Origin of the sequence: Micromonospora parva (assembly GCF_000718515.1) — a bacterium.
In the GTDB taxonomy this organism is placed as follows: domain Bacteria; phylum Actinomycetota; class Actinomycetes; order Mycobacteriales; family Micromonosporaceae; genus Micromonospora; species Micromonospora parva.
Genome location: NZ_JNZS01000006.1, coordinates 129,980 through 151,252, shown reverse-complemented (window position 1 = coordinate 151,252; position 21,273 = coordinate 129,980). Strand labels below are relative to the sequence as shown.

Sequence of the window (21,273 nt, the reverse complement as noted above, 5' to 3'; positions counted from 1 at the left end):
CCACCAGATGCTACCGTCGCGGGCTTTTCCGCCCGGGACGGGGAGGTTCTAGAGCCGGATCGGCATCAGCACCGAGTAGGTGTCCGCGTCGTCCGGTCGGCGTACGGCCAGCGGGGCGATCGGCCCGTCCAGCTCCAGCACCAGTTGCGGCGCACCGGCCGCGTTCAACGCGTCCAGCAGGTAGCCACCGTCCACCCCGACCCGCAGCGCGTCGGTGCCAAGGTCGGCGGCGGGGAGCAGCCGCAGCCCGCCCCGGTCGTCGACGCCGAGCACGGTGACCGCACGGGTCGTGCCGTCATGGTCGCGGGCGACGGTGGGGGCCGCCGGGTCGGCCAGCGCGGCGCGCAGGGAGGCCACGTCGACCGGGATCCGGCGCGCGGTGGACCGCTCGCCGACCGCCTTGCGCAGCAACCGGCGGTAGTCCGGGAAGTCGTACGGCAGGGCGGTGCCGGTCACCGTGCCCTCGGCCACCCGCACCCGCAGGTCCGCGCCCGCCACCGTCAGCCGGACCGGCCAGGTGTCGGCGGCGTCGAGCAGTGGCCGGAGCTGGTCGACGAGGGCCACCGGCACGAACACCCGCACCGGCGGGCCGTCGACGTCGGCAGCGGCCCGAGCCAGCGCCAGTCGGTACCGGTCGGTGGCGACGAGTCGGACGCCGTCGGTCTCCACGTCGAACAGCACGCCGGCGAGCATCGGCATCTCCGGGTCGACGGTGACGGCGAAGCGCACCGCGTCGAGCGCGGCGGCCAGGGCGGCGGGGGAGACCAGCAGCGTGGTGGCGGTCGGCGGGGTCGGGTCCAGCAGGGCCCGGAGCCGGTCGACCTCACGGCGGGCGTCGTCGAGCCCGTCGGCGAGCCGGCGCAGGTGCGTGTCGAGCAGCTGGTGCACCACTGCCGGCTCGGCGCGTACCGCGGTGGCGATCTGCGGCACCGGCATGCCGATCCGGCGCAGCCCGGCCACCAGCCGGGCCGGCGCGACCTGCTCGTCGGTGTACCAGCGGTAGCCGGTCACCGGGTCGACCAGGGCCGGCTCCAGCACGCCGGCCGAGTCGTAGAAGCGCAGGGCGCTGACCGTCAGGCCGCTGGCCCGGGCCAGCTCGCCGATGCTGTGCAGGTGACTCACGCTGGGCATCCTGCCCCCTCGACCCGGTCGAGGGTCAAGCCGAGCGTTCCAGCACCCGGAAGGTGAGGCCGGCCCGGACCAGCCGGTCGAGCAGCGCGTCACCCATCGCGGCCACCGGGGTGAGCTGCCCGGCGGTCGGCGGCAGCTCGTCGAGCGCCAGGCACAGCGCCGACTCGCCGAGCATCTTCGCCGTCTCGTCGTAGCCGGGGTCACCGCCGGCGACCTCGGTGACCACCCGCTGCCCGCCGCCGGTGCCGACGAACCGCACCCGGAACCACGACGACGCCCGCTGCTGCGCCGTGGGCCCCTGCCCGGACGCGAGCCGGCCGAGCAGCCAGCGCCGACTGGGCGGCAGCTTCACCAGCCCGACCAGCGCGCCGAGCCCGGCGGCACCGACAAGCACTGTGGGCAGCCGCTTCACCGCGGCGAAGTGCCGGTAGCGGAAGTCCGGGCCGTACTCCGGGCGGGCCGCCGCCGAGCGGCGCACCACCTGCGGGTCGATGGTCGGCAGCGGCACCGTCCAGATGCCCAGCTCCGCCGAGCGGGCCAGCCGGCCCGGCACCGCCCGGACTCGACGGTCGGTCGGGCGCGGCTCGACCGCCCGGCGCTCCCGGGCGGCCCGGCTGGCCTGCCCGCTACGGGAGAACGCGGTGAGCGCCGAATGGTAGGTGCCGGCGGAGAACCGGCCGCCGGCGCGCACGTACCCGTCCACGGTGATCGGGACGTCGGCGGGCAGCTGCTTGACGGTGAACCAGACGCCCACGTCGTGCGGGACGGAGTCGAAGCCGCAGGCGTGCACCAGCCGCGCGCCGGTGCGTGCCGCCTCGGCGTGGTGGCGCACGTACATCAGGTCGACGAACTCCGGCTCACCGGTGATGTCCAGATAGTCGGTGCCGGCCCGGGCGCAGGCGGCGACAAGCGGCTCCCCGTGGTGGACGTACGGGCCGACGGTGCTGGCCACCACCCGGGCGTTCTCCGCCACCACCCGCAGCGAGTCGGCGTCGGTCACCTCGGCGGTGAGCAACGGCAGGTCGGCCAGGCCCGGGTCGATGGCGGCGAGCCGGTCCCGGACGGCGGCGAGGCGCTGCGGGTTGCGCCCGGCCAGCGCCCAGCGCAGCCCGGCCGGTGCGTGTCGGGCCAGGTACTCGGCGGTCAGGCCGCCGGTGAACCCGGTCGCGCCGAACAACACCACGTCGTACGTTCGCTCCACGGCCATCCCCGGAGTCTGCCATTCGCCCCCGCCGATCGACACTCGTCACGGCGTGAACACGGCCCGTACGCAACCGTCGGCCCGGTCCCGGAACAGCGCGTACCCCTCGGGGCCCCGCGCCAACGGCAGTCGGTGGGTGGCCAGGTGCTCGGTCCGCAGCTCGTCGCGGGCCATCCGGTCCAGCAGCATCGGCACGTCGCGCAGGTCGGGCCGGCCCGCACCGTGCAGCGTGAGCCGCCGTTCGGTCAGCGCACCCAGCGGGAACGCGTCGACGAACCCGGCCGTCCCGCCGAGCACCACCACCATGCCGCTCTTGCGGCAGGCGTGCACCGCCTCCCGCAGCGCGTCCGGCCGGTCGGCGTGCTGGCCGCCGAAGCGGTCGGCCACCGACCGGGTCGGCGGCGCGCCGACCGCCACCACGCACACGTCCGGCCCGCGCCCACCGCTGCGGTCGCGCAGCTCGGCGGCGATGTCGTCGCGGCGGTAGTCGAGCGGCTCGGCGGCGCAGTGCCGCTCGGCCATCCGCAACCGCTCCTCGTACCGGTCCACGATCAGCACCCGGGTGGCACCGCGCCGCACCGCCGCCCACGCGGTCAACTGGCCCACCGCCCCGGCGCCCCAGATCGCCACCACGTCGCCGGGGCGCACCGCACCCACCTCGGCGGCGAGCCACCCACTCGGCGCGGCGTCGGCGGCGAACACCGCCCGGTCGTCGTCGACGCCGTCCGGGACCCGGAACGCGCTCACGTCGGCGTACGGCACCCGCACGTACTCGGCGTGACCGCCGGCGAAACCGCCGGCCGCCCTCGGCCGGCCGAAGCACCCGACGTCCGAGCGGGCCCAGTCGGGGTCGGCGCTGGCCAGGTCGGCATGGGCGTTGTCGCAGCAGGAGTGCCGGCCCTGGCGGCAGTACCAGCAGCCGCCGCAGGCCACGCTCGCGCCGACCACCACCCGGTCGCCGACCCGGTGTCGGCGAACCCCGGGGCCGACCTCGACCACCTCGCCCAGGAACTCCGCGCCGAGCACGTCGCCGGCGCGCAGCAGCGGGTGCCGGCCGGACAGCAGCGGCAGATCACCCCCGCTGGTGGCGCTGCGCCGCACCCGCACGATGACGTCCCGCTCGTTGCGCAGCTCCGGGTCGGGCACCTCGCGTACCCCCAGCTCACCGGCGGCCACCCAGCACAGCGCCCTCACCCGGGAACCTCGGGGCGGTCCAGCGCGGAGCGGTCCGCGCGGAGCACCTCACCGGTCTCCACCCGCTGCTTGACCTGGCGCAGCGTCCGGCGGACCAGCAGAGCAGGGTCGTCGCCGACCAGGTGCGCGGCCAGCCCGGTGGGCGGGGTGACGCCGGCCAGCGGCCGGGCGGCCAGCTCGGTGCCCCGATCGCCGGGCGCCGGCCGCACCCGCACCTCGATCGCCCCGTCCAGGCGGCCTAGCGGCTCCGGCCAGCGGCCGTCCGGAAGGACCTGCTCCGGGGGCCGGTCGACGGTCACCACCTCCCACCGGGCCGGCGCGGCGGCGTCGCCGTCCGCGCCCGGCCGGCCACCCCCACGGGGTACGCGCAGCAACCGTGCCGCCCTGGCCAGCGCCGCGCCGCCGAGGGCGGGTCCCGCCCGTGCCAGCCGTCCCATCGGCACCACCCGTCCTCCCGGTTCACGTCCCCCGATCGTCGGTCGCGGCCGGGTGAAGCGCGCTCGCCCGGAAGGGGTGAACCGGCCCGGGTCGGGTAACCGCTCGCCGACCGGGGGCGGAGCGTGTGGTGGGGGTGGGGCTGGGTGCTGGAACAGAATCAGGTACGGGTCGAACCGGCGCCGGGGCCACCGCTGTTGGCGTCCCGGCTGACACCGGCCGTGCCGCCGGAACCGGTGGTGGCCCGGCCCCGCCTGCTGCGCCGGCTGGACGAGGGCAGTGCGGGACCGGTGACGGTGGTGGCCGCCCCCGCCGGCTGGGGCAAGACGACACTGCTCGCCTCCTGGGTGCGGCTGGGCGGCGCCGCACCCGACGTCCAGCCCGGCGAGGTCGTGCCCGACTCCGGCGACCTGTCGGTGTCGCCCGCGGACACCCCCGTCTCGGCCTGGATGTCGGTCGAGGCCGGCGACGACTCCGACCGGCTCTGGGCGTACCTCGCCGCGGCGCTGCGCTCGGCGATCGGGTCGACCGACGACGGCCCGGTGCCCGACCGGCCACCGCGCCCCGACCAACTGGAGGCGTTGGCCGCCAGGCTCGCCGCCGCCGACCGGCCGGTGCTGCTGATCCTTGACGATCTGCACCGGGTCACCGACCCGGCGGCGTTGACCGGCCTGGAGTTCCTGCTGCGGCACGCCGGCCGGCGGCTCCGGCTGGTGATCGGCGCGCGCGCCGGGCTGCACCTGCCACTGCACCGGCTGCGCCTCGCCGGTGAGCTGACCGAGATCGGCCCGGACGAGCTGGCGTTCACCGACGACGAGGTGGCCGATCTGCTCACCGCCCACGCCGCCGCGCTGCCGGCGAGCGCCGTGCACCGGCTTCGGGAGCGCACCGGCGGCTGGCCGGCCGCGCTGCGCATCGCGGCCCTGGCGGTCCGCGGACAACCCGACCCGGAGCGCTGGGTGGGGCAGTTCGGCGGGGACCAACCGGAGATCGCCGGCTACCTGCACGAGGAGGTGCTGGCGACGCTCGACCCGGGCGAGGTGGACCTGCTGCGGCGTACCGCCCTGGTCGACACCGTCTGCGCCGACCTGGCCGAGGCCCTCACCGGCCGCGCCGACGCCGGGCAGGCGCTGGCCGACCTGGCCGGAACCGGTGGTCTGCTGCACCGGGAGGACACCCGGCCACCCTGGTACCGGTGTGAGCCGCTGCTCGCCGACCTGCTCCGCGCCGACCTGGCCCGGTTGCCCGCCGACGAGCTGCGCGAGCTGCACGTGCGGGCCGCCGACTGGTACGCGGGCGACGGCCGGCCCGCCGACGGACTACGGCACGCCCTGGCCGCCGGCCGCTGGGACCTGGCCGGTGACCTGTTCGTCGCGCACTGGCCGGAGCTGACCCGCTACGACAGTGGCCCGGTGCACGCGCCGGCACCCGCGCCGCCGCCAGCGGAGGTGATCCGCGCCGACCCGGAGGTGGCGTTGGCCTGCGCCGCCGAGCGGGCGTACGCCGGTGACCTGCCGGCGGCCGACGGTCACCTGCGCGCCGCCGCCGGGCACGCCGCGGGCCTGCCGGTGCCGCGCCGGGACCGGTTCCTGCGGTTGGTCACCGCGCTGGAGCTGACCGTGGCCCGGCTCGCCGACGACCGCGGTGAGGTGCGGGCCGCCGCCGCTCGCCTGCTGCGTACCCGCCCGTCGGACGCCACGCCGACCCGGGTGCCGGACAGCCCGCCGACCGGTGTGGTCAGCTCCGCCCCGACGGCCGGTGGCGGCGGCGCTGCGGACGACCTGGACCTGCGGGCGTTCACCGGCACCGCCCTGGGGCTGGTCGAGATGGCCGACGGCGAGCTGCCCACCGCCCGGTTCGTCCGGGCCCGGGCGGCAGCTCGGGAGGCTGAGCGACCGCGCACCGAGCTGGTCGGTGCCAGCCGCGCCGCGCTGCTGCTCGCGGTGCGCGGCGAACTGCGGTCGGCCGAGCAGGCGGCCCGGGACGCCCTCGGCATGCCGCCCTGCCGGGGCTGGTCCTGTCGGCTCGACTGCGGCTACGCGTACCTGGCTCTCGCGGTGGTGGCGCTGCTGCGCGACCAGCCCGACGAGGCCACCGCGAACCTCGCCCTCGCCCTCGCGGCGCTCGACGTGGCGGGCGGTTGGTCCGGCGACGCGGAGGTGGGCGACGAGTGGCTGGCCGCCGCGGCCGGGGAACCGGTGGCGGCGGCGGTGGCCGCGTTGTGCGGGGCTCAGCTGCGCCGCGACTCCGGCGACCCGGCGGCCGGCCAGCGGCTGCTCGTCCGGGCCCGGGAGGCGTTGGCCGACCGGCCGTCCGCCGCCAGGTTGACCGGTCTGCTGCTGGCCGCCGAAGCCGAGCTGCGTGCCGCGCGGGGCGACCTGGACTCCGCCCGCGACCTGCTGACCGACGCCGCCGAGGAGGGGACGGACCCGGTGCTCGCGGTGACGTTGGCGAAGGTGCAACTGCTGGCCGGCGACCCCGCCGCGGCCGCGCGCACCCTGCCGGCGTGGCAGGCGCCGGCCGCCACCGCCTGGCCGTTACCGGTACGGCTGGACGCGGGCCTGCTGGACGCGGTGCTGGCCGAGCGGGCCGGGGACGGGCGTCGGGCCGGCCGGATCCTGGAGCAGACGCTGGACCTGGCCGGCCCGCAGGGCTGCCGGAGGGTCTTCACCCGGGCGGAGCCGCCCGTGCGGGACCTGCTCGCCGCGCACCTGGACGCCGGCACCGCGCACTTCGCGCTCGTCAGTGACCTCGTCCGGGGTGCGGGGCAGAGCACCGCCGGGCCGGCCACCGGGATGCGGGGCGCACTCGACGAGCCGCTGACCGAGCGGGAGCTGACCATCCTGCGCTATCTGCAGAGCATCCTGTCCAACGTGGAGATCGCCAGCGAGTTGTCCCTCTCGGTCAACACGGTGAAGACCCACGTCCGCAACATCTACCGCAAGCTCGACGCGACCCGCCGGCGTGAGGCGGTCCGGCGGGCGCGCGAGCTGCGGCTGATCTGAACGGACACGGGTCAGGCGTTGGCGGCGGCGTCCACGGCCGTCAGCAGGTCGGGCAGGTCGTACCCGCCGTCGTGCCGGACGCCGTTGACGAACAGGGTGGGGGTGCCGTTCACCCCGCTGCGGATGCCACCGACGAAGTCCCGGCGCACCCGGTCCGCGTGCGTCCGGTTCTCCACCTCGGCGTTCAACTCGTCCGGCGGCAGGCCGACCTGCTCGACACCGAGCGAGAGGTGCACCGGGTCGAGCTGGTCCTGGTGCTCGTAGAGCCAGTCGTGCATCTCCCAGAACCGGCCGCGGACACCGGCGGCCTCGGCCGTCTCGGCGGCGCGTTCGGCGTACGGGTGCACGTTGGCGATCGGGAAGTAGCGGTAGACCAGCCGGACGGTGTCGGCCCGCTGCCGCAGCAACTCGTGCAGGTTCGGGTACGCGGCACCGCAGAACGGGCACTGGAAGTCGCCGTACTCGACGATGGTCACCGCCGCGTCGGCCGGTCCCCGGATGTGGTCCTCGGTGGTCACCGGGTCGCGAAGGCGGGCGGTGACCTGCAGTGGCGTGCTCATCCGGCCATCACCTTCCGATCGGCGGCGAGTTGGTCCAGCGCGTCGAAGATGCCGTCGGCGCCGGGGTTCACGTCGGGCGGCGACAGATAGCTCCAGGTCACCGTCCCGGCCGGGTCGAGCACGACCAGCGCGCGGGCCGCCTCGCCCCGCTGCGGCAGGTACGCGCCGTAGCGGCGGGCCACCTCGCCCTTCGGCTCGAAGTCGGACAGCAGGGGGAACTCGATGCCCTTGCTCTCCGCGAACGCCCGGTGCGACCAGATGCTGTCCACCGACACGCCGAGCACCACCGCCTGGTACTGAGCGAAGACGGGTGCCGCCGACTGGTAGAGCGACATCTGGTCCCCGCAGACCGGGCTCCAGTCGGCGGGGTAGAAGGCGAGCACGACGGGCCGGCCACGGAACTGCTCAGGCCCGACGAGAGCCCCGTCCGGGGTGGCCGGCAATGTGAAACCAGGCGCGATACGTCCCGGTTGGATCAGCCCGTTCGGATCACTCATGCCACCAGCCTGCTCCCGGGGTGGGTGAGGCGGGCTCACCCACCCCGGGTGGTTCGGCGCCCGCTCGGCGCTGGCGGGCTCAGCGCAGCACCGGGGCGACCGCGATGTGGTTCTGCACCTCCCGGATGCCCGGCGCGGACCACGCCACCTGCTCGACCTCGGCCCGTTCGGGCATCGAGTGCACCAACCCGGCGAGGATCGCCGTGTCGCCGTGCACCCGGACGCTGATCCGTTCGGCCTCGGTCGCTCCGGCCCGGGCCAGCGCGTCGACGATCCGCTCGGCCAGGTTGTGGCCGTCCGGCGCGCTGGCCGGTCGGACGGTGATGCCGTTGCTGACCCCGCGGACGCCGGTCAGTCGGGCGACCGCGCGTTCGGCGGCTCGGCGCTGGTACTCCCACTCGACGTCGCCGTGCAACGTCACCCAGCCGGCCGAGACGGTCACCTGGAGTTTCTCGATGGGCACGAACGCGTCCCACTCCAGCCCGTGGCTGGCTGCGGCGGCCAGGTCGCTGTCGGCGCGCTCGGTGCTGTCGGTGAGCTGCACGGCCACGTCGTTGGCGACCGCCCGGACCGAGGTGACCCGGTGCGCGGCCCGTTCGGCGGCCCACTTCTTGGCGTAGCTGTCCACGCGGCCGGTCAGGGTGACGACGCCCTCGGCGACGGTCACGCCGATCTCGTGCGGCTGCACCCGCGGTTCCCAGGTCAGCTCGTCGAGGACGGCGGACTGGATGTCCTGATCGGTGCGGTTGATCTCCGCGATGGCCATCTGTCCTCCTCCGCTGTGGCGATGGCGGACCTGGCGCTGGTCGCGGCCGGAGGTCCGCCGTGCCGCCAGCCTGCCGCCGCCCGGGGTGAGCCGCCCTCGCCCGGACCGGGTGAGGGCGTGGCCCGACCTGGGCGGCCCGGCGTGGAGGCGAGGACCAACATCGATGATGGGAGCGCTTCCAAAGCGAGCGGCTTTCGGTTACGGTAATCGCGTTCCTCGATCGCGGGAGCCGTCGCGTCGGGTGATGGAGCCAGGGCAGCTCCGTCCGTCCCCGTCGTCGTGCTCGTCCCCCGGGCCACGGCGTCACCAGGCGATCGACCCCGTCCCCCGGGGCTCCATCGAGAGGAACCGCAGATGCGGAGAAGTCTCGCCGGCACCGTCGTGTCCGTGCTGGCCGCCGCCACCGCCGTCGTGGTGGTCCCGTTCACCGCCGCCGGGTCGTCCCCCGCCCCGGCCGCGGCGGAGGCGTACACCTGGCGGAACGTCCCGGTCGGCGGCGGCGGCTTCGTCCCCGGCATCGTCTTCAACCCCACCGAGAAGAACCTCATCTACGCGCGCACCGACATCGGCGGGGCGTACCGCTGGGAACAGGGCAGCCAGTCCTGGACGCCGCTGCTCGACTGGGTCGGCGCTGACCGGTGGGGCTACAACGGCGTGGTCAGCATCGCCACCGACCCGGTGCAGACCAACCGGGTGTACGCCGCGGTCGGCATGTACACCAACGGCTGGGACCCGAACAACGGCGCGATCCTGCGTTCGACCGACAAGGGCGCCAGCTGGCAGGCCACCGAGCTGCCGTTCAAGAACGGCGGGAACATGCCGGGCCGGGGAATGGGGGAGCGGCTCGCCGTCGACCCCAACCGGAACAGCATCGTGTACTACGGCGCAGAGGGCGGCAACGGGCTCTGGCGCAGCACCGACCACGGCGCGACCTGGGCCCGCGTCACCGCCTTCCCCAACGTCGGCAACTACCGGGCCGACCCCAGCGACCCGAACGGCTACAACGGGCAGAACCAGGGCCTGACCTGGGTCAGCTTCGACAAGAGCACCGGCACCACGGGCTCCACCACGCAGACCATCTACGTGGGCGTGGCGGACAAGGACAACCCGGTCTACCGCAGTACCGACGGCGGCGTCACCTGGGCGCGCATCCCCGGTCAGCCCACCGGCTACCTCGCCCACAAGGGCGTCGTCGACCCGGTCGGCGGTCACCTCTACATCGCCACCAGCGACACCGGCGGCCCGTACGACGGCGGCAAGGGCGACGTCTGGAAGTTCACCAGGTCGACCGGGGCCTGGGCGCGGATCAGCCCGGTGCCGTCCACCAGTGCCGACGCCTACTTCGGCTACAGCGGGCTGACCATCGACCGGCAACGCCCGAACACCCTGCTGGTCGCCACCCAGGTGTCCTGGTGGCCGGACGCCATCTTCTTCCGCAGCACCGACGGCGGGGCGAGCTGGACGCGGATCTGGGAGTTCAGCAACTACCCGGAGAGGTCCCGCCGCTACACCATGGACATCAGCTCGGTGCCCTGGTTGACCTTCGGTGTCAACCCGGCGCCCCCTGAGGAAAGCCCCAAGCTCGGCTGGATGAACGAGTCGGTGGAGATCGACCCGCACGACTCCAACCGGATGATGTACGGCACCGGCGCCACCATCTACGGCACCACCGACCTGACCAAGTGGGACACCGGTGGTCAGTTCACGCTCCGGCCGATGGTCCGAGGGCTGGAGGAGACCGCCGTCCTCGACCTGGTCAGCCCGCCCAGCGGCGCACCGCTGATCAGCGCGCTCGGCGACGTCGGCGGGTTCCGACACACCGACCTGGACACCATCCCGTCGATGCTGTTCACCCAGCCGGTCTTCACGAGCACCACCAGCCTGGACTACGCGGAGAACAAGCCCGCGGTGCTGGTACGCGCCGGCAACTTCACCGACGCCGACCGCCCCAACGACAGTCACGTCGCCTTCTCCACCGACGGCGGCGCCACCTGGTTCCAGGGCACCGAACCGTCCGGGGTCAACCTGGGTGGCACGGTGGCCGCCGCCGCGGACGGCAGCCGGTTCGTCTGGGCACCCGGTGACGCCGGTCAACGCGTGGTCCACGCGGTCGGTTTCGGCAACTCCTGGGCGCCGTCGACCGGCATTCCGGCGAACGCGACGATCGAGTCCGACCGGGTCGACCCCGCCCGGTTCTACGGCTTCAGCGGCGGGCGCTTCTACCTCAGCACCGACGGCGGGGCCAGCTTCACCCCGACCGCGGCGACCGGTCTGCCCACCACCGACGTCCGGTTCAAGGCCCTGCCGGGGCGGGCCGGCGAGGTGTGGCTGGCCGGACCGGGTGGCCTGTGGCGCTCCACCGACGCGGGTGCGAGCTTCACCAGGCTGAGCGGCGTCAGCGCCAGCGGCAACGTCGGCTTCGGCAAGGCGGCACCCGGGCGGACCAACCCCGCAGTGTTCCTCTACGGCACGGTGAACGGTCAACCCGGCGTGCACCGCTCCGACGACACCGGCGCGACCTGGGTACGCGTCAACGACGACCGCCACCAGTACGGCAACCCGACCGAGGCGTTGACCGGCGACCCGCGTGTCTACGGTCGGGTCTACCTCGGCACCAACGGTCGCGGGATCCTGGTCGCCGAGCCCAGCGGCGAGCCCCCGACCACGCCCCCGCCGACCACCCCGCCGCCGGCCGCCGGTTGTGCGGCGACCTACCGGGTGACCGGCTCCTGGTCAGGCGGCTTCCACGCCGAGTTGACGGTCAGCAACACCGGCAGCGCCCCCATCGCCGGGTGGACGCTGGGCTGGACCTTCACCGACGGCCAGCAGGTCAACCAACTCTGGGGCGGCACCCACACCCAGACCGGGGCCGCGGTAACGGTCCGGGACAGCGGCTGGAACGGCGCGCTCGCCGCCGGGGCCAGCACCACCGCCGGTTTCCTCGGCTCCTGGACCGGCAGCAACACGCCCCCGACGGCCATCACCTGCACGAGTCGCTGAGCGGGTGATCCGGGTCGGGACCCCGGATCACCACCAGACACCGGTCCGCCGGGCCGCCTGAGGGGTCCGGCACCCGGCGGACCGGTTCCACCCCAGCACCACGACGGGCTCCACCCGACCCAGGTCGAGTGGAGCCCGTCGTGGCGCTGTCGTTCAGACGGCGGGGGAGTTGGGGCGGTCGACGTCGACGAACTCCACGTCGTCGACGGCACGGTCGTCGCGGCTGCCCGCGGCCCGCGCGGCGGAACCGACCGCCCAACCGACCGCCGCGCCGGCGAGCGCGGCGCCGATCAGCAGCGTCCAGGGCAGTGCCGGCTGGCGGCCGGCGAGCGCGTCGAAGGCCAGCGAGGCGCGGCGTCGCGCCTCCTCGGCGGCGGATCCCACCAGGTCACCCGCCCCGTCGGCGAGGTCACTGCTGTTGCGACGGGCCGAGCGGGCGGTGTCCAGCACACTGTCTCCGGCGGAGCTGACCGCCGAGAGCAGGTGCTCCCAGGCCTGCTCAGCGATCCGCTCCGGCTTGCTGCGGCGGTCCAGCAGGTTGGTTCCGAACATCGTGGTTACCTCCTCGGGTGCCGAAGCCGCCGGCCACTTCGGACTTCGGCGTCTTTCCAGCGCGTCACGGTGTCGTCCACCCCGCAGTGCCCCGCGTCAGCCGGGCGCAAACCCCGACCGCCGCGGAGCACCGCCAGCTCGGCGCGCCGGCAACCCGGCGCGCCACCGACTCAGCGCACCGCTGACACGGTGACGCCGCGGGCGAAGTCGTCGTCATCGTCGTCATCGTCGTCTCCGCCACCGAAACCGCAGGCCAGGACGAGGGCGAGCAGAACGCCGACGCCGGCCAACCCGGCAAGTCGCTTGATCATCGAAGATCCTCTCCGTCACGGCGGGTGTCCCGGCCGATGCTAGGGCGCGTGGGCAACCGGCGGCACGGATCACACCCGCCGACCGGGTGCGACACGCCGACGGCGCACGGGGCTGGCGTACGTCGGGGGCCGGTTGTCGGGCGTGCCGCGTCCGGACCGCTACCCTGGTTCGGCGGCGCGTCGGTCCCGACTGATCGTCGATGTTCAGATAACAAAAACTCTTGAGTAATCAAATACTGAAAAGTGCGGATATGGGCAGCTTTTTGGGCCCGGATCCGCGAATTGCTCATCCCGAGGGGTGGCGACCGAGGCCATCGGAGGAATACTCTCGGTCGCGGCCCGCGTACTGATGAGGCGCCCGGGGGACGGGCGGGTGGAGGTGCTCGCGTGAGCCTGTCGATCGTGAAGTCGGTTCTGTCCGGTGGTGTCGTGGAGATCGCCCCACGGGGCGAAATCGACGTCGACACCGCGTACGAGGTGCGCGAAGCGATCGCGGAGGTGCTGGCCAAGGGCCGGCCGCTGCGCATCGAACTCAACATGAGGCTGGTCACCTTCATCGACTCGGTCGGCATCAGCGCCATGGTGGCCGGCTTCCAGACGGCCGAGGTCAGCGACGTCAAGCTGGTCGTCACCGAGCCGAGCCGGTTCGTGCACCGGCAGCTCTGGGTGACGGGCCTGCTCGGCCTCTTCGGCGCCCCGGAGCCCTACTTCGCCGGCGCCGCCACCCCCGAGGTGCTGCCCGGCGCCTGAGCGCCCGTCAGGGCTGCTCGTCCAGGCCGGTCAGGTCGATGTCGGTCGCCTCGGTGACCGCTCGGACGGCCGTCACCGACGCGTACCCGGCGGCCAGCAACGCCACGTCCGTGCCGGGCTGTGCGGCCTGCCCCGGTTCCTCCAGCGAGGTACGGACGAAGCCGTGGCCGGATTCGGCCACCGTCATCTGCACCTGGCCGAAGCTGGCCAGGCTGCCTCGCCGCACCCCGCGAAGCTGCCCGTGCGGCAGGTCCGGGGCGTTCACGTTGAGCACGCTCTCCGACGGCGCGGAGGTCAACCGGGGGAGCAGGTCCAGGGCGACCCGCGCGGCGGTGCTCCAGTGCCGCTCGGCGTCGCGTACGCGGGCGGCGGCGTCCACCGCGGCGCCACCGCTCGCGGCCGTCGCCTCGCCGGCCGAGAGCACGTCGAGGGAGACCGCCATCGCCCGGCACCCGTTCGTGGCGGCGGTGAACGCGGCGCCCACGGTCCCGGAGTGCAGCACCGCCCGGCCGGCGTTGGCACCCCGGTTGACCCCGGAGAGCACCACCGACGGCGGTGGACCGAACGCCCCGTGCAGGGCGATCAGCGTGATGAAGCCGGGGGACCCGGCGACCCCGTACGCCGGCACACCGGCCAGATCCGGCAGCGGGTGGTCGTTCACGACGACCCGCCCGTCGCGTTCCATGGCGCTCATCGCGGCGCTGGTGCCGCTCGCCTCCTCCATCGGCGCGGCGACCACCACGTCCAGGCCCCGCTGTCGGGCCGCCCAGGCCAGCGCCTGGATGCCCGGCGCCGCGATCCCGTCGTCGTTGGTGATCAACACTCGCAGTGTCATCGCTCGGCCACCCGGTCGGCCAACTCGTCCGGGGTGGTCCGCTCCTGTTGCCGGCTGTCCGCCGGCACCAGTCGGACCCGGTCCACCAGGCCGGTGATCGAGTCCAGTCGTCCGGTGCCCAGGCCGTGCCGGGTCACGTTCAGCGCGCCGGCGGCGGCGCCGGTGCGGATGGCGGTGCGGATGTCCCCGCCCCGGGCCACGACGGCCGCCACTCCGGCGGTCATCGAGTCGCCCGCGCCGCGCGGGTCGGCGGCCTCCAGTCGGGGCATCTCGACCTGGAACAACTCCCCGTCGATGAGCGCCAACGCCGGCTGGTCGGCGCGACTCACCACGACGGTCTCGGCGCCGCCCGCGTGCAACTCGTACATGGCCTGGGTCAGTTCCACGGTGTCGTCGCTGCGGGCGCGGCCGTCGCGGATCAACTCCTCGTGACTCACCTTGAGGAAGAACACCCCGCTCTCCAGCACCGAACCGAGGTGATCGCCGGAGAGGTCGACCACCACCCGGCCGCCGTTCGCGCCGAGGTCGGCGGCGAAGCGTCGGTACAGGTCGGCCGGTACGAGCCAGGGCTCGTTGGGTCCACTGAGGATGCTCACCGAGGCCCGCAGGCCCTCACCGAGGGCGAGGTTGTACAACTCGTCGATCTCATGCCGGCTCAGTGGCTGCCCGGGTACGTCGACGATCTCCTGCCGGGAGCCGTCCCGGCGATCGTGCACGTACCCGCCGCTGCCGGAGTCGCGGACCACCACCTTGAGGTCCACGCCCTCGCTGACCAGCAGCGGCTCCAGCACCTGGCCGATCTCACCACCGAGGGCGGTGCAGAGCACCACGTCGACACCGAGGGAGATCACCATCCGGGACTGCCAGACGCCCTGCCCGCCGGGGTGCAGGTGCAGCTCGGGGTGATCGTTGGGCTGGTCAACGGTCACCGTCAGCTGTGGAGTGGGCGCGAAGACCATCACGTGCCCGCTCATCGGTTGTCCCCGTACAGGTGGCCGCGCTCCGGCATCTTCGGAAGATTTCGCACTAACTGAGCTTAATGGGGCAGATGGTGGCGGCTCGCCGCATCGGCCCGGCCCGGCGCGGCGTCGGGTGCGATCGGGCGTTGCCAGCCGGACATCGGTACGGGACGATCGGGCGACCAACGGCGGCGGGAGACGGTGTGCTCAGCAGCGATACCTTCAGCTACACCGTCCAGGCCCGGAGTTCACCAGCCGAGGCCGCGGCGCTGCTCAGCGACCTGACCCGGCAGGGCGAGCTGCATCCGCTGATCGTCCAGGTCCGCCGGGTGCCGCCCCGGCCCGGGGCCCGGGCCAGCTACACGATCAACGACCGGTTGGTGGCCGGCCCGCTGCGCTTCCGGACCACGTACCACGCGGACGTGCTGATCAGCGAGACCGACGAGATCGTCATGGTGGCCCGCCAGTGGCCGGCGACCACGGTGCGCAACCACACCCGACTGCGCGCCGAGCCCGACGGCCTGGTCCGCATCGACGTGGAGATCACCCTGACGGCGCCGACGCCGCTGTTCCGGTACGCGTTCCGCCAGGCCCGAGCCGCCCACCTCGCCCTCGCCACCCGGCTGGGCGCAGCCCTCGACCGCACCGGCGAACCCCCACCGCCCTCGGCCTGACCCTCCGCCCCGCCCTGCGCCCCCGCCCCGGCCCGCCACCCCGCTTCATGATCGTGCTCAATCCAGGATGTAGTGGCCTCCTGTCGCATCGAGGCCACTACATCCTGGTTCGAGCGCGATCATGGGTGGGCGCCGGCCACGCGCGATCATGGGTGGGCGCCGGCCACGAGCGTCATGGGTGGGCGGGGGTCGTTAGGGCCGTGCGGTGGCGCGGCCGCGGCCGGCGACGGTGGCTGCGGCGGTGCGTCGGCGGCCCCACGGCTTGTAGGTGGAGAGCACCGTCGCGATGATCATCAGGCTGGTCGACACGGCCGGCGCGATGACCAGGTCGGCGCGATCCCGGGCGGGCAGGGCGGCGCCGACCGCTCCGGCGTGGCGCAGGTTCGGGGTGAGCAGGAACAGCACCAGCCCGACCATCACGGTGGTGAGCACGAGCTTGACCAGCACCCAGCGGTGCCGCAGCAGGCCCCACGGGGTGAGCAGCGAACTGGCCACTCCGATCAGCCAGACCAGGACGCTCAGCGGCGCGAACAGCACCGTGCCGATCAGGGCCGTGACCGGGTAGACCACCGCCGGGTCGGCGCCCCGCTGCACGGCGATGCCGAGGGTGAGCAGCACCAGGTCGGTGCCGAGCCAGCCGAGCGAGGTGACGAGGTGCAGGGTGAGCAGCGCCTTGCGGGTGGTGGGTCGGATCCGAGGCATACCGCGATGCTGCCCGCCGGCCCCGGCCGGGTCGTCCGCCGAGCGACGACATCAGGGGTACGCCCGGCGACGTAGCCGGCCCCGGACGCGGGTGATGCCTGTGAGTCATCACGATGACTCACAGGCATCTCCACGCGTGGGTCAGTAGACCGACAGGTGTACGTGGTTGGTGTGGTCGGTGGACGGGGTCCCGTGCGCCCCGCTGTACGACTTCCATCCGCTGCTGGGCAGCCAGATCTGCTTGTACCAGATCACGTAGAGCACGGCGAGCCGGTCCGCGTTGCGGATGAAGTACGCGGCCAGGTTGTTGCCGTAGGTCTTGTCGCCGCCGGTCGCGGCTCCGCCGAAGCCGCCCTTCTGTGCGGCGAAGTCGCAGGCCCGGCCCTTCGGGTGCTCACCGGAGCCGCTGGGGCGGTGGCACGAGACGTACCGGGTGAAGCCCGCCGCCTTGGCCTGGTTGAGCGCGTGCAGGGTACGGGGGGTGATGCAGCCGCTGGCCGGCGTGGGGTCGTTCACGCTGCACGACTCGGAAGGCCAGGAGCCGTCGGAGTTGCGCGGCGCGGCCGTCGCGTTGGCGGTGGAGGTGCCCCGGTTGGAGCCGGTGTCGGCGGTGCTCTGTGTCTTGGGTGTGGTGGCCACGGTCAGGGCCCGTTCGGCCTGTTCCTTGCGCTTGGCCATCACCGCGACCTGCTTGCGCTGTTCAATGATCTCGCCGTCCAGTGCGACCCGGGTGCGGGTGGCCTGGTCCTTGCTCTTCAGCAGGTCGCGCAGCACCCGGTCCTCGTTGGCGGCCACCGCGTCCAGGGCGGCTGCCCGGTCCATGAAGCCTTCCGGGGTGCTGCTGTTGAGCAGCGCCGACATCGCGCCGAGTCGTCCGGTCCGGTACGCCACCTCGGCGATCTCGCCGACCTTGCCGTTGCGCTGGTCGATCTCGACCTCGATGGTCTTCAGCTGGGTGGTGAGCTGCTTCTGCCGTTGTACCGAGGTGTCCAGGGCTCGCTTGGCGTCCAGGTAGCCCTTGCTGGCCGCCTCGAGTTGGGCGCGCAACGCCGGGGTGCCGCCCTCCTCGTCGGAGTCGGGTGCGGCGGCCCGCAGGCCGGTCGGGGGAGCGGCCGAGGCGGTGCCGGCCGGAAGCGCGACGCCGAGGGCGAACATCGCGACGATCAGGGCCGCCAGTCGGGCGGCGGGTGGTCGTGCTGGTGCCACTGCGCATGTCCTTCCGTCAGCCGCCGACCGGGTTAGCTGACGGGTTCGGGACGGAAGATCCCTACCGCTGACGCGGATGCACCCCAGGAACATGGTTCCCCGGTTCGCCCGGTTGGGCGATTAGGCGGCGACCGCCACCGGCGCCGGGAGGCGCCGCCTGGTGGAGGCCGGGACCGAGCCTACCGGTGCCGGTGGGGCCGCTGCAGCCAATGTGACGGACGGTGCGTGCGTCACCACGGAAAATTACCTTAAAAGTGAGCAATGCTCCGAAAAGGTCGTCACCACTCGATGGAGCCACACGCGCCGGAGGCGGCGCCCGGCTCGATCTGCAACGTCGCGTGTTCGATGCGGAAGTCGTCGTGCAGGGCCGTACGCGCCGCGGTGAGCACCGCGCCGACCTCCGCCCCGGGCGCCATGGTCAGGTGTGCGGAGGCCACCTCCATGCCCGAGGTGAGCGTCCAGACGTGCAGGTCGTGCACCTCGACGACGCCGGGCACCGCGGCCAGCCGATCGTGCACGGCGGTGACCTGGAGGTGCTCCGGGGCGGCCTGCACCAGGATGCGGATAGCGGCGCGGGCCAGCCGCCAGGTGCGCGGCAGGATGAACACGCCGATGGCGACCGCGACCAGGGGGTCCGCCCACCACCAGTCGGTGACGGTGATGAGCAGCGCCGCCCCGATGACGCCGACCGAGCCGAGCAGGTCACCGAGCACCTCCAGGTAGGCGCCCTGGAGGTTGATGCTCTCCCGGGCCCCGGCGCGCAGCAGGGCGAAGGCGGCGATGTTCGCGAGCAGACCGAGCACGGCCACCGCGAGCATCGGGCCGGCGATGACCTGGTGCGGGTCGCCGAACCGACGGATCGCCTCGATCACCACGTAGATCGCCACGCCGGAGAGCAGGACGGCGTTGGCCAGCGCGGCGAGCACCTCGAGCCGGTAGAGCCCGAAGGTGCGCTGCGGGTCGTTGGTGGCCCGCCGGGTCGCCGTGATCGCGGCGAGCGCCATCCCGATGCCGAGCACGTCGGTGAACATGTGCCCGGCGTCGGAGAGCAGGGCGAGTGAGCCGGTGTGCAGGGCGGTCACCGCCTCGACCACCATCAGGGTGGCGAGCAGCCCGAACGCCGCCCAGAGTCGACCCCGGTGCTGGTGTGCGGCATTGGCGACGGACCCATGGTGGTGGTCATGACCTGCGCCCACGAGATTCACCTTCCGCCGCCGGCCGGGACCCGGTCAAATGTATGCTCACATCGCTATGTGTGCAAGTGTACGGGTGATGCCTCGCGCTGGCGGCGGTCCGCGCAGGTCAGCCGGTCGGGTCGATGGTGGTGAGCCGCTGGGTGGCCCGGGAGAGCGCCACGTACAGGGTGCGTACCCCGGCGCCCGGATCCGCCCGGATCTCGCTCGGGGCGACCAGCACCACCGCGTCGTACTCCATGCCCTTGGCCTCCAGGCTGGTCACCACCTGCAACCTGGGCGCGCCGAGCGCGCCGAGCCAACCGGCGACCTCGTCACGGCGGGGGACCGGCGTGATCACCCCGACCGTGCCCTCCACCTCGGCCAGCAGGCCGGCGGCGGCCTCGACGGTCGCGGTCTCCAACCCGGCGGCCGGCACCACCAGCTCGACCGGTTCGACCCCGGTGGAGCGGACGGCGGTCGGCAGCGGCAGGTCGGGGTAGAGCCGGCGGATCTCCGCCGCCGCCACCGCGAAGATCTCCGACGAGTTGCGGTAGTTCGTGGTCAGCGTGAACTCGTGTCGCTTACGCCGGCCCAGCGCCTGGTCCCGGGCTCGGGTCAGCTCCTCCGGGTCGCCGGTCCACGCGGTCTGCGCAGGGTCGCCCACCACCGTCCAGGAGGCCAGCCGGCCACGGCGACCGACCATCCGCCACTGCATCGGCGAGACGTCCTGCGCCTCGTCCACCACCACGTGCGCGTAGTCCCGGTAGTCCTCCGGCCGCTCCCGGGCCGCCGCGCGGGCGGCCCGCTGCCGTTCGCCGAGGGTGCTCAGCTCGCGGACACCACCGGCGAGCTGGAACGGATCGCGTCGCGCCTTGGCCGGCTGCGCGGGCTTACCGAGCAGCGCGTCCAACTCGTCCAGCAACGCCACGTCGGCGATGGTCAGCCCGGCCGAGTCCAGGTTCCGGTACGCGGCGGTGAGCAGCCGGATCTCCGCCGAGGAGAGGATTCCCGCGGCGTACCGGCGCAGCCGGTCCGGCTGCGCCAGCCAACCGAGTACGTGCCGGGGGTGCAGTCGGGGCCACCACGCCTTGAGGAACTCCCGGAACTCCGACCGCTCGGCGATCTCCGCCTCGAAGGCCGGTTGCTCCGGCAGTCGACCGCTGCTCAGCTCACGGGCCTGCGCCCAGAGCGCCGCGAACACCCCGTCGAAACCGGCCCGGCGCACCTCGTTGCGTCGTGCGCCGCGGTGCAGCGCGCGGTCCCGGATCCGGTCCAGCGCGGCCCGGTCCAACCGCAGCAGCGTGCCCCGGTAGAGCAGCCGCAGCTCACCCGGGCCGCCCGGCACCGCGTCGCGGGCCGCACGCTCCAGCACCCGGCGCATCCGCAGTGAGCCCTTCACCGCCGCCACCTCGGGCGGATCGGTGCGTGTGGCGGTCATGCCCGGAAAGAGGGTGCCCAGCGAGTGCAGGGTCGCGGTGTCCTCACCGAGCGACGGCAGCACGGAGCCGATGTACTCGACGAAGACCGACGACGGGCCGACCACCAGGATGCCGCCGCCCGCGTAGCGACTGCGGTCGGAGTACAGCAGGAACGCGGCCCGGTGCAGAGCGACAGCGGTCTTGCCGGTGCCGGGGCCGCCCGCGACGATCGTCACCCCGGAGCCGGGCGAGCGGATCGCCTCGTCCTGTTCCCGCTGGATGGTCGCCACGATGTCGCGCATGCCCCGACCAGTGGCCTTGGAGAGGGTGGCCAGCAACGCGCCGTCACCGACCACCGTCATCCCCTCCGGGGCGGCGGTCGGGTCCAGCAGGTCGTCCTCGATCCGGGTGACCCGCTCGGCGCGGGACTGGATGGTGCGGCGCCGCACCACGTCCAGCGGCTGCGCCGGGGTCGCCTGGTAGAAGGCGGCGGCGGCCGGCGCACGCCAGTCGACGACAAGTGTGACGGCGTCCTCGTCGCGGATCCCGAGTCGCCCGACGTGCAGCACCTGACGGTCGCGCAGGTCCAACCGGCCGAAGACCAGCCCCTCGTGCTCGGCGTCCAGGGTGTGCCGCCGTTGCGCCGCGTGGAAGACCATCGCGTCGCGCTCGACCAGGGCACCGTGCGTGCCCACCCGTGCCATCCGGTAGCCGTCGCGTTCGGCACGGACGGCCGACTGCCGCAGCTCGGCCAGTCGGGCGTACACCCGGTCGAGGTGTCGTTGCTCGACGGCGATCTCCTGCTCAAGGCCGTTCTGGTCGGTCAACGCACGCTCCTTCAAAGGTCGCCGGCAGGCGGCGGGAACCGCGCGGGCCAACCGCAGAAGGGTACGGCCCCGGGC

18 protein-coding genes, 1 pseudogene and 1 riboswitch are annotated in these 21,273 nt (G+C 73.7%); of the genes and pseudogenes, 4 read left to right on the top strand and 15 right to left on the bottom strand.

Going from position 1 to position 21,273, the window contains the following annotated elements; genetic code table 11:
- Positions 1 to 48: 48 nt before the first annotated feature.
- From IF22_RS0109025 to IF22_RS0109010, 4 genes are read right to left on the bottom strand one after another with little or no spacing between them, the layout of a single operon-like run.
- Positions 49 to 1,113 (bottom strand): DNA polymerase III subunit beta family protein, encoded by a 1,065-nt coding sequence (locus IF22_RS0109025; protein WP_030330320.1) that lies wholly within the window; start codon positions 1,111 to 1,113, stop codon positions 49 to 51.
- Between the two features lie 43 nt (positions 1,114 to 1,156).
- Positions 1,157 to 2,338, bottom strand: a complete 1,182-nt coding sequence (locus IF22_RS0109020) for a saccharopine dehydrogenase family protein (RefSeq protein WP_030330318.1) — start codon at positions 2,336 to 2,338, stop codon at positions 1,157 to 1,159.
- A gap of 39 nt (positions 2,339 to 2,377) precedes the next feature.
- Complete coding sequence (locus IF22_RS0109015) at positions 2,378 to 3,526, bottom strand: alcohol dehydrogenase catalytic domain-containing protein (RefSeq protein WP_030330316.1); 1,149 nt, start codon at positions 3,524 to 3,526, stop codon at positions 2,378 to 2,380.
- On the bottom strand, positions 3,523 to 3,963 hold the full coding sequence (locus IF22_RS0109010; protein WP_247680512.1) for a hypothetical protein: 441 nt from the start codon (positions 3,961 to 3,963) through the stop codon (positions 3,523 to 3,525). Before IF22_RS0109010 ends, IF22_RS0109015 begins: the two co-directional genes overlap by 4 nt.
- Positions 3,964 to 4,039: 76 nt before the next feature.
- On the opposite strand from IF22_RS0109010, the pseudogene IF22_RS0109005 reads away from it, so the two are divergent.
- Positions 4,040 to 6,966 (top strand): annotated as a pseudogene (locus IF22_RS0109005) (winged helix-turn-helix domain-containing protein).
- Between the two features lie 11 nt (positions 6,967 to 6,977).
- Here IF22_RS0109005 and IF22_RS0109000 read toward each other — a convergent pair.
- From IF22_RS0109000 to IF22_RS0108990, 3 genes are all read right to left on the bottom strand, one after another.
- A complete protein-coding gene (locus tag IF22_RS0109000) occupies positions 6,978 to 7,526 on the bottom strand; it encodes a DsbA family protein (protein ID WP_030330312.1) in 549 nt (182 codons plus the stop codon).
- Entirely contained in the window at positions 7,523 to 8,023 is a 501-nt protein-coding gene (locus IF22_RS0108995) for a redoxin domain-containing protein (RefSeq protein ID WP_030330310.1), read from the bottom strand. The genes IF22_RS0109000 and IF22_RS0108995 overlap by 4 nt, the downstream gene beginning before the upstream one ends.
- Positions 8,024 to 8,102: 79 nt before the next feature.
- On the bottom strand, positions 8,103 to 8,789 hold the full coding sequence (locus tag IF22_RS0108990; RefSeq protein WP_030330308.1) for a BON domain-containing protein: 687 nt from the start codon (positions 8,787 to 8,789) through the stop codon (positions 8,103 to 8,105).
- A 354-nt stretch (positions 8,790 to 9,143) separates the two neighbouring features.
- Here IF22_RS0108990 and IF22_RS0108985 point away from each other — a divergent pair, with 354 nt between their 5' ends.
- Complete coding sequence (locus IF22_RS0108985; RefSeq protein WP_030330306.1) at positions 9,144 to 11,789, top strand: cellulose binding domain-containing protein; 2,646 nt, start codon at positions 9,144 to 9,146, stop codon at positions 11,787 to 11,789.
- A gap of 153 nt (positions 11,790 to 11,942) precedes the next feature.
- Here the strand turns inward: IF22_RS0108985 and IF22_RS0108980 are convergent, their stop codons facing one another.
- Together IF22_RS0108980 and IF22_RS34935 are read right to left on the bottom strand one after the other, a co-directional pair.
- A complete protein-coding gene (locus IF22_RS0108980; RefSeq protein WP_030330304.1) occupies positions 11,943 to 12,341 on the bottom strand; it encodes a hypothetical protein in 399 nt (132 codons plus the stop codon).
- Positions 12,342 to 12,511: 170 nt separating this feature from the next.
- A complete protein-coding gene (locus tag IF22_RS34935; protein WP_156057395.1) occupies positions 12,512 to 12,652 on the bottom strand; it encodes a hypothetical protein in 141 nt (46 codons plus the stop codon).
- 387 nt (positions 12,653 to 13,039) lie between these two features.
- Here IF22_RS34935 and IF22_RS0108970 point away from each other — a divergent pair, with 387 nt between their 5' ends.
- Positions 13,040 to 13,402: an STAS domain-containing protein gene (locus IF22_RS0108970; protein ID WP_030330302.1), complete on the top strand. Its 363-nt coding sequence runs from the start codon at positions 13,040 to 13,042 to the stop codon at positions 13,400 to 13,402.
- Between the two features lie 7 nt (positions 13,403 to 13,409).
- Here the strand turns inward: IF22_RS0108970 and surE are convergent, their stop codons facing one another.
- Both surE and IF22_RS0108960 read right to left on the bottom strand, forming a co-directional pair.
- Positions 13,410 to 14,237 (bottom strand): 5'/3'-nucleotidase SurE, encoded by an 828-nt coding sequence (gene surE / locus IF22_RS0108965; protein WP_030330301.1) that lies wholly within the window; start codon positions 14,235 to 14,237, stop codon positions 13,410 to 13,412.
- Positions 14,234 to 15,211 (bottom strand): 1-phosphofructokinase family hexose kinase, encoded by a 978-nt coding sequence (locus tag IF22_RS0108960; RefSeq protein WP_209444515.1) that lies wholly within the window; start codon positions 15,209 to 15,211, stop codon positions 14,234 to 14,236. Before IF22_RS0108960 ends, surE begins: the two co-directional genes overlap by 4 nt.
- A 188-nt stretch (positions 15,212 to 15,399) precedes the next feature.
- On the opposite strand from IF22_RS0108960, the gene IF22_RS0108955 reads away from it, so the two are divergent.
- Positions 15,400 to 15,870, top strand: a complete 471-nt coding sequence (locus tag IF22_RS0108955; protein ID WP_030330297.1) for an SRPBCC family protein — start codon at positions 15,400 to 15,402, stop codon at positions 15,868 to 15,870.
- Positions 15,871 to 16,062: 192 nt separating this feature from the next.
- Here the strand turns inward: IF22_RS0108955 and IF22_RS0108950 are convergent, their stop codons facing one another.
- The 4 genes from IF22_RS0108950 to IF22_RS0108935 all read right to left on the bottom strand — a co-directional run bounded on the left by IF22_RS0108950 (position 16,063) and on the right by IF22_RS0108935 (position 21,198).
- Complete coding sequence (locus IF22_RS0108950) at positions 16,063 to 16,572, bottom strand: hypothetical protein (RefSeq protein ID WP_036411067.1); 510 nt, start codon at positions 16,570 to 16,572, stop codon at positions 16,063 to 16,065.
- 141 nt (positions 16,573 to 16,713) lie between these two features.
- Entirely contained in the window at positions 16,714 to 17,778 is a 1,065-nt protein-coding gene (locus IF22_RS0108945) for a coiled-coil domain-containing protein (RefSeq protein ID WP_030330294.1), read from the bottom strand.
- A gap of 5 nt (positions 17,779 to 17,783) precedes the next feature.
- Positions 17,784 to 17,915, bottom strand: a riboswitch (cyclic di-AMP (ydaO/yuaA leader).
- A 141-nt stretch (positions 17,916 to 18,056) separates the two neighbouring features.
- The gene (locus tag IF22_RS0108940; protein ID WP_030330292.1) at positions 18,057 to 18,974 is read right to left on the bottom strand and encodes a cation diffusion facilitator family transporter; all 918 of its coding nucleotides are present in this window, start codon (positions 18,972 to 18,974) and stop codon (positions 18,057 to 18,059) included.
- 106 nt (positions 18,975 to 19,080) lie between these two features.
- A complete protein-coding gene (locus tag IF22_RS0108935) occupies positions 19,081 to 21,198 on the bottom strand; it encodes a HelD family protein (protein WP_030330291.1) in 2,118 nt (705 codons plus the stop codon).
- Between the last annotated feature and the right edge of the window lie 75 nt (positions 21,199 to 21,273).

Coding starts and splice junctions, on each gene's coding strand:
- IF22_RS0109020 (WP_030330318.1), bottom strand. CDS start 2,338: ATGGCCGTGGAGCGAACGTACGACGTGGTGTTGTTCGGCGCGACCGGG.
- IF22_RS0109010 (WP_247680512.1), bottom strand. CDS start 3,963: ATGGGACGGCTGGCACGGGCGGGACCCGCCCTCGGCGGCGCGGCGCTG.
- IF22_RS0109000 (WP_030330312.1), bottom strand. CDS start 7,526: ATGAGCACGCCACTGCAGGTCACCGCCCGCCTTCGCGACCCGGTGACC.
- IF22_RS0108995 (WP_030330310.1), bottom strand. CDS start 8,023: ATGAGTGATCCGAACGGGCTGATCCAACCGGGACGTATCGCGCCTGGT.
- IF22_RS0108990 (WP_030330308.1), bottom strand. CDS start 8,789: ATGGCCATCGCGGAGATCAACCGCACCGATCAGGACATCCAGTCCGCC.
- IF22_RS0108985 (WP_030330306.1), top strand. CDS start 9,144: ATGCGGAGAAGTCTCGCCGGCACCGTCGTGTCCGTGCTGGCCGCCGCC.
- IF22_RS0108980 (WP_030330304.1), bottom strand. CDS start 12,341: ATGTTCGGAACCAACCTGCTGGACCGCCGCAGCAAGCCGGAGCGGATC.
- IF22_RS34935 (WP_156057395.1), bottom strand. CDS start 12,652: ATGATCAAGCGACTTGCCGGGTTGGCCGGCGTCGGCGTTCTGCTCGCC.
- surE (WP_030330301.1), bottom strand. CDS start 14,237: ATGACACTGCGAGTGTTGATCACCAACGACGACGGGATCGCGGCGCCG.
- IF22_RS0108960 (WP_209444515.1), bottom strand. CDS start 15,211: ATGAGCGGGCACGTGATGGTCTTCGCGCCCACTCCACAGCTGACGGTG.
- IF22_RS0108950 (WP_036411067.1), bottom strand. CDS start 16,572: ATGCCTCGGATCCGACCCACCACCCGCAAGGCGCTGCTCACCCTGCAC.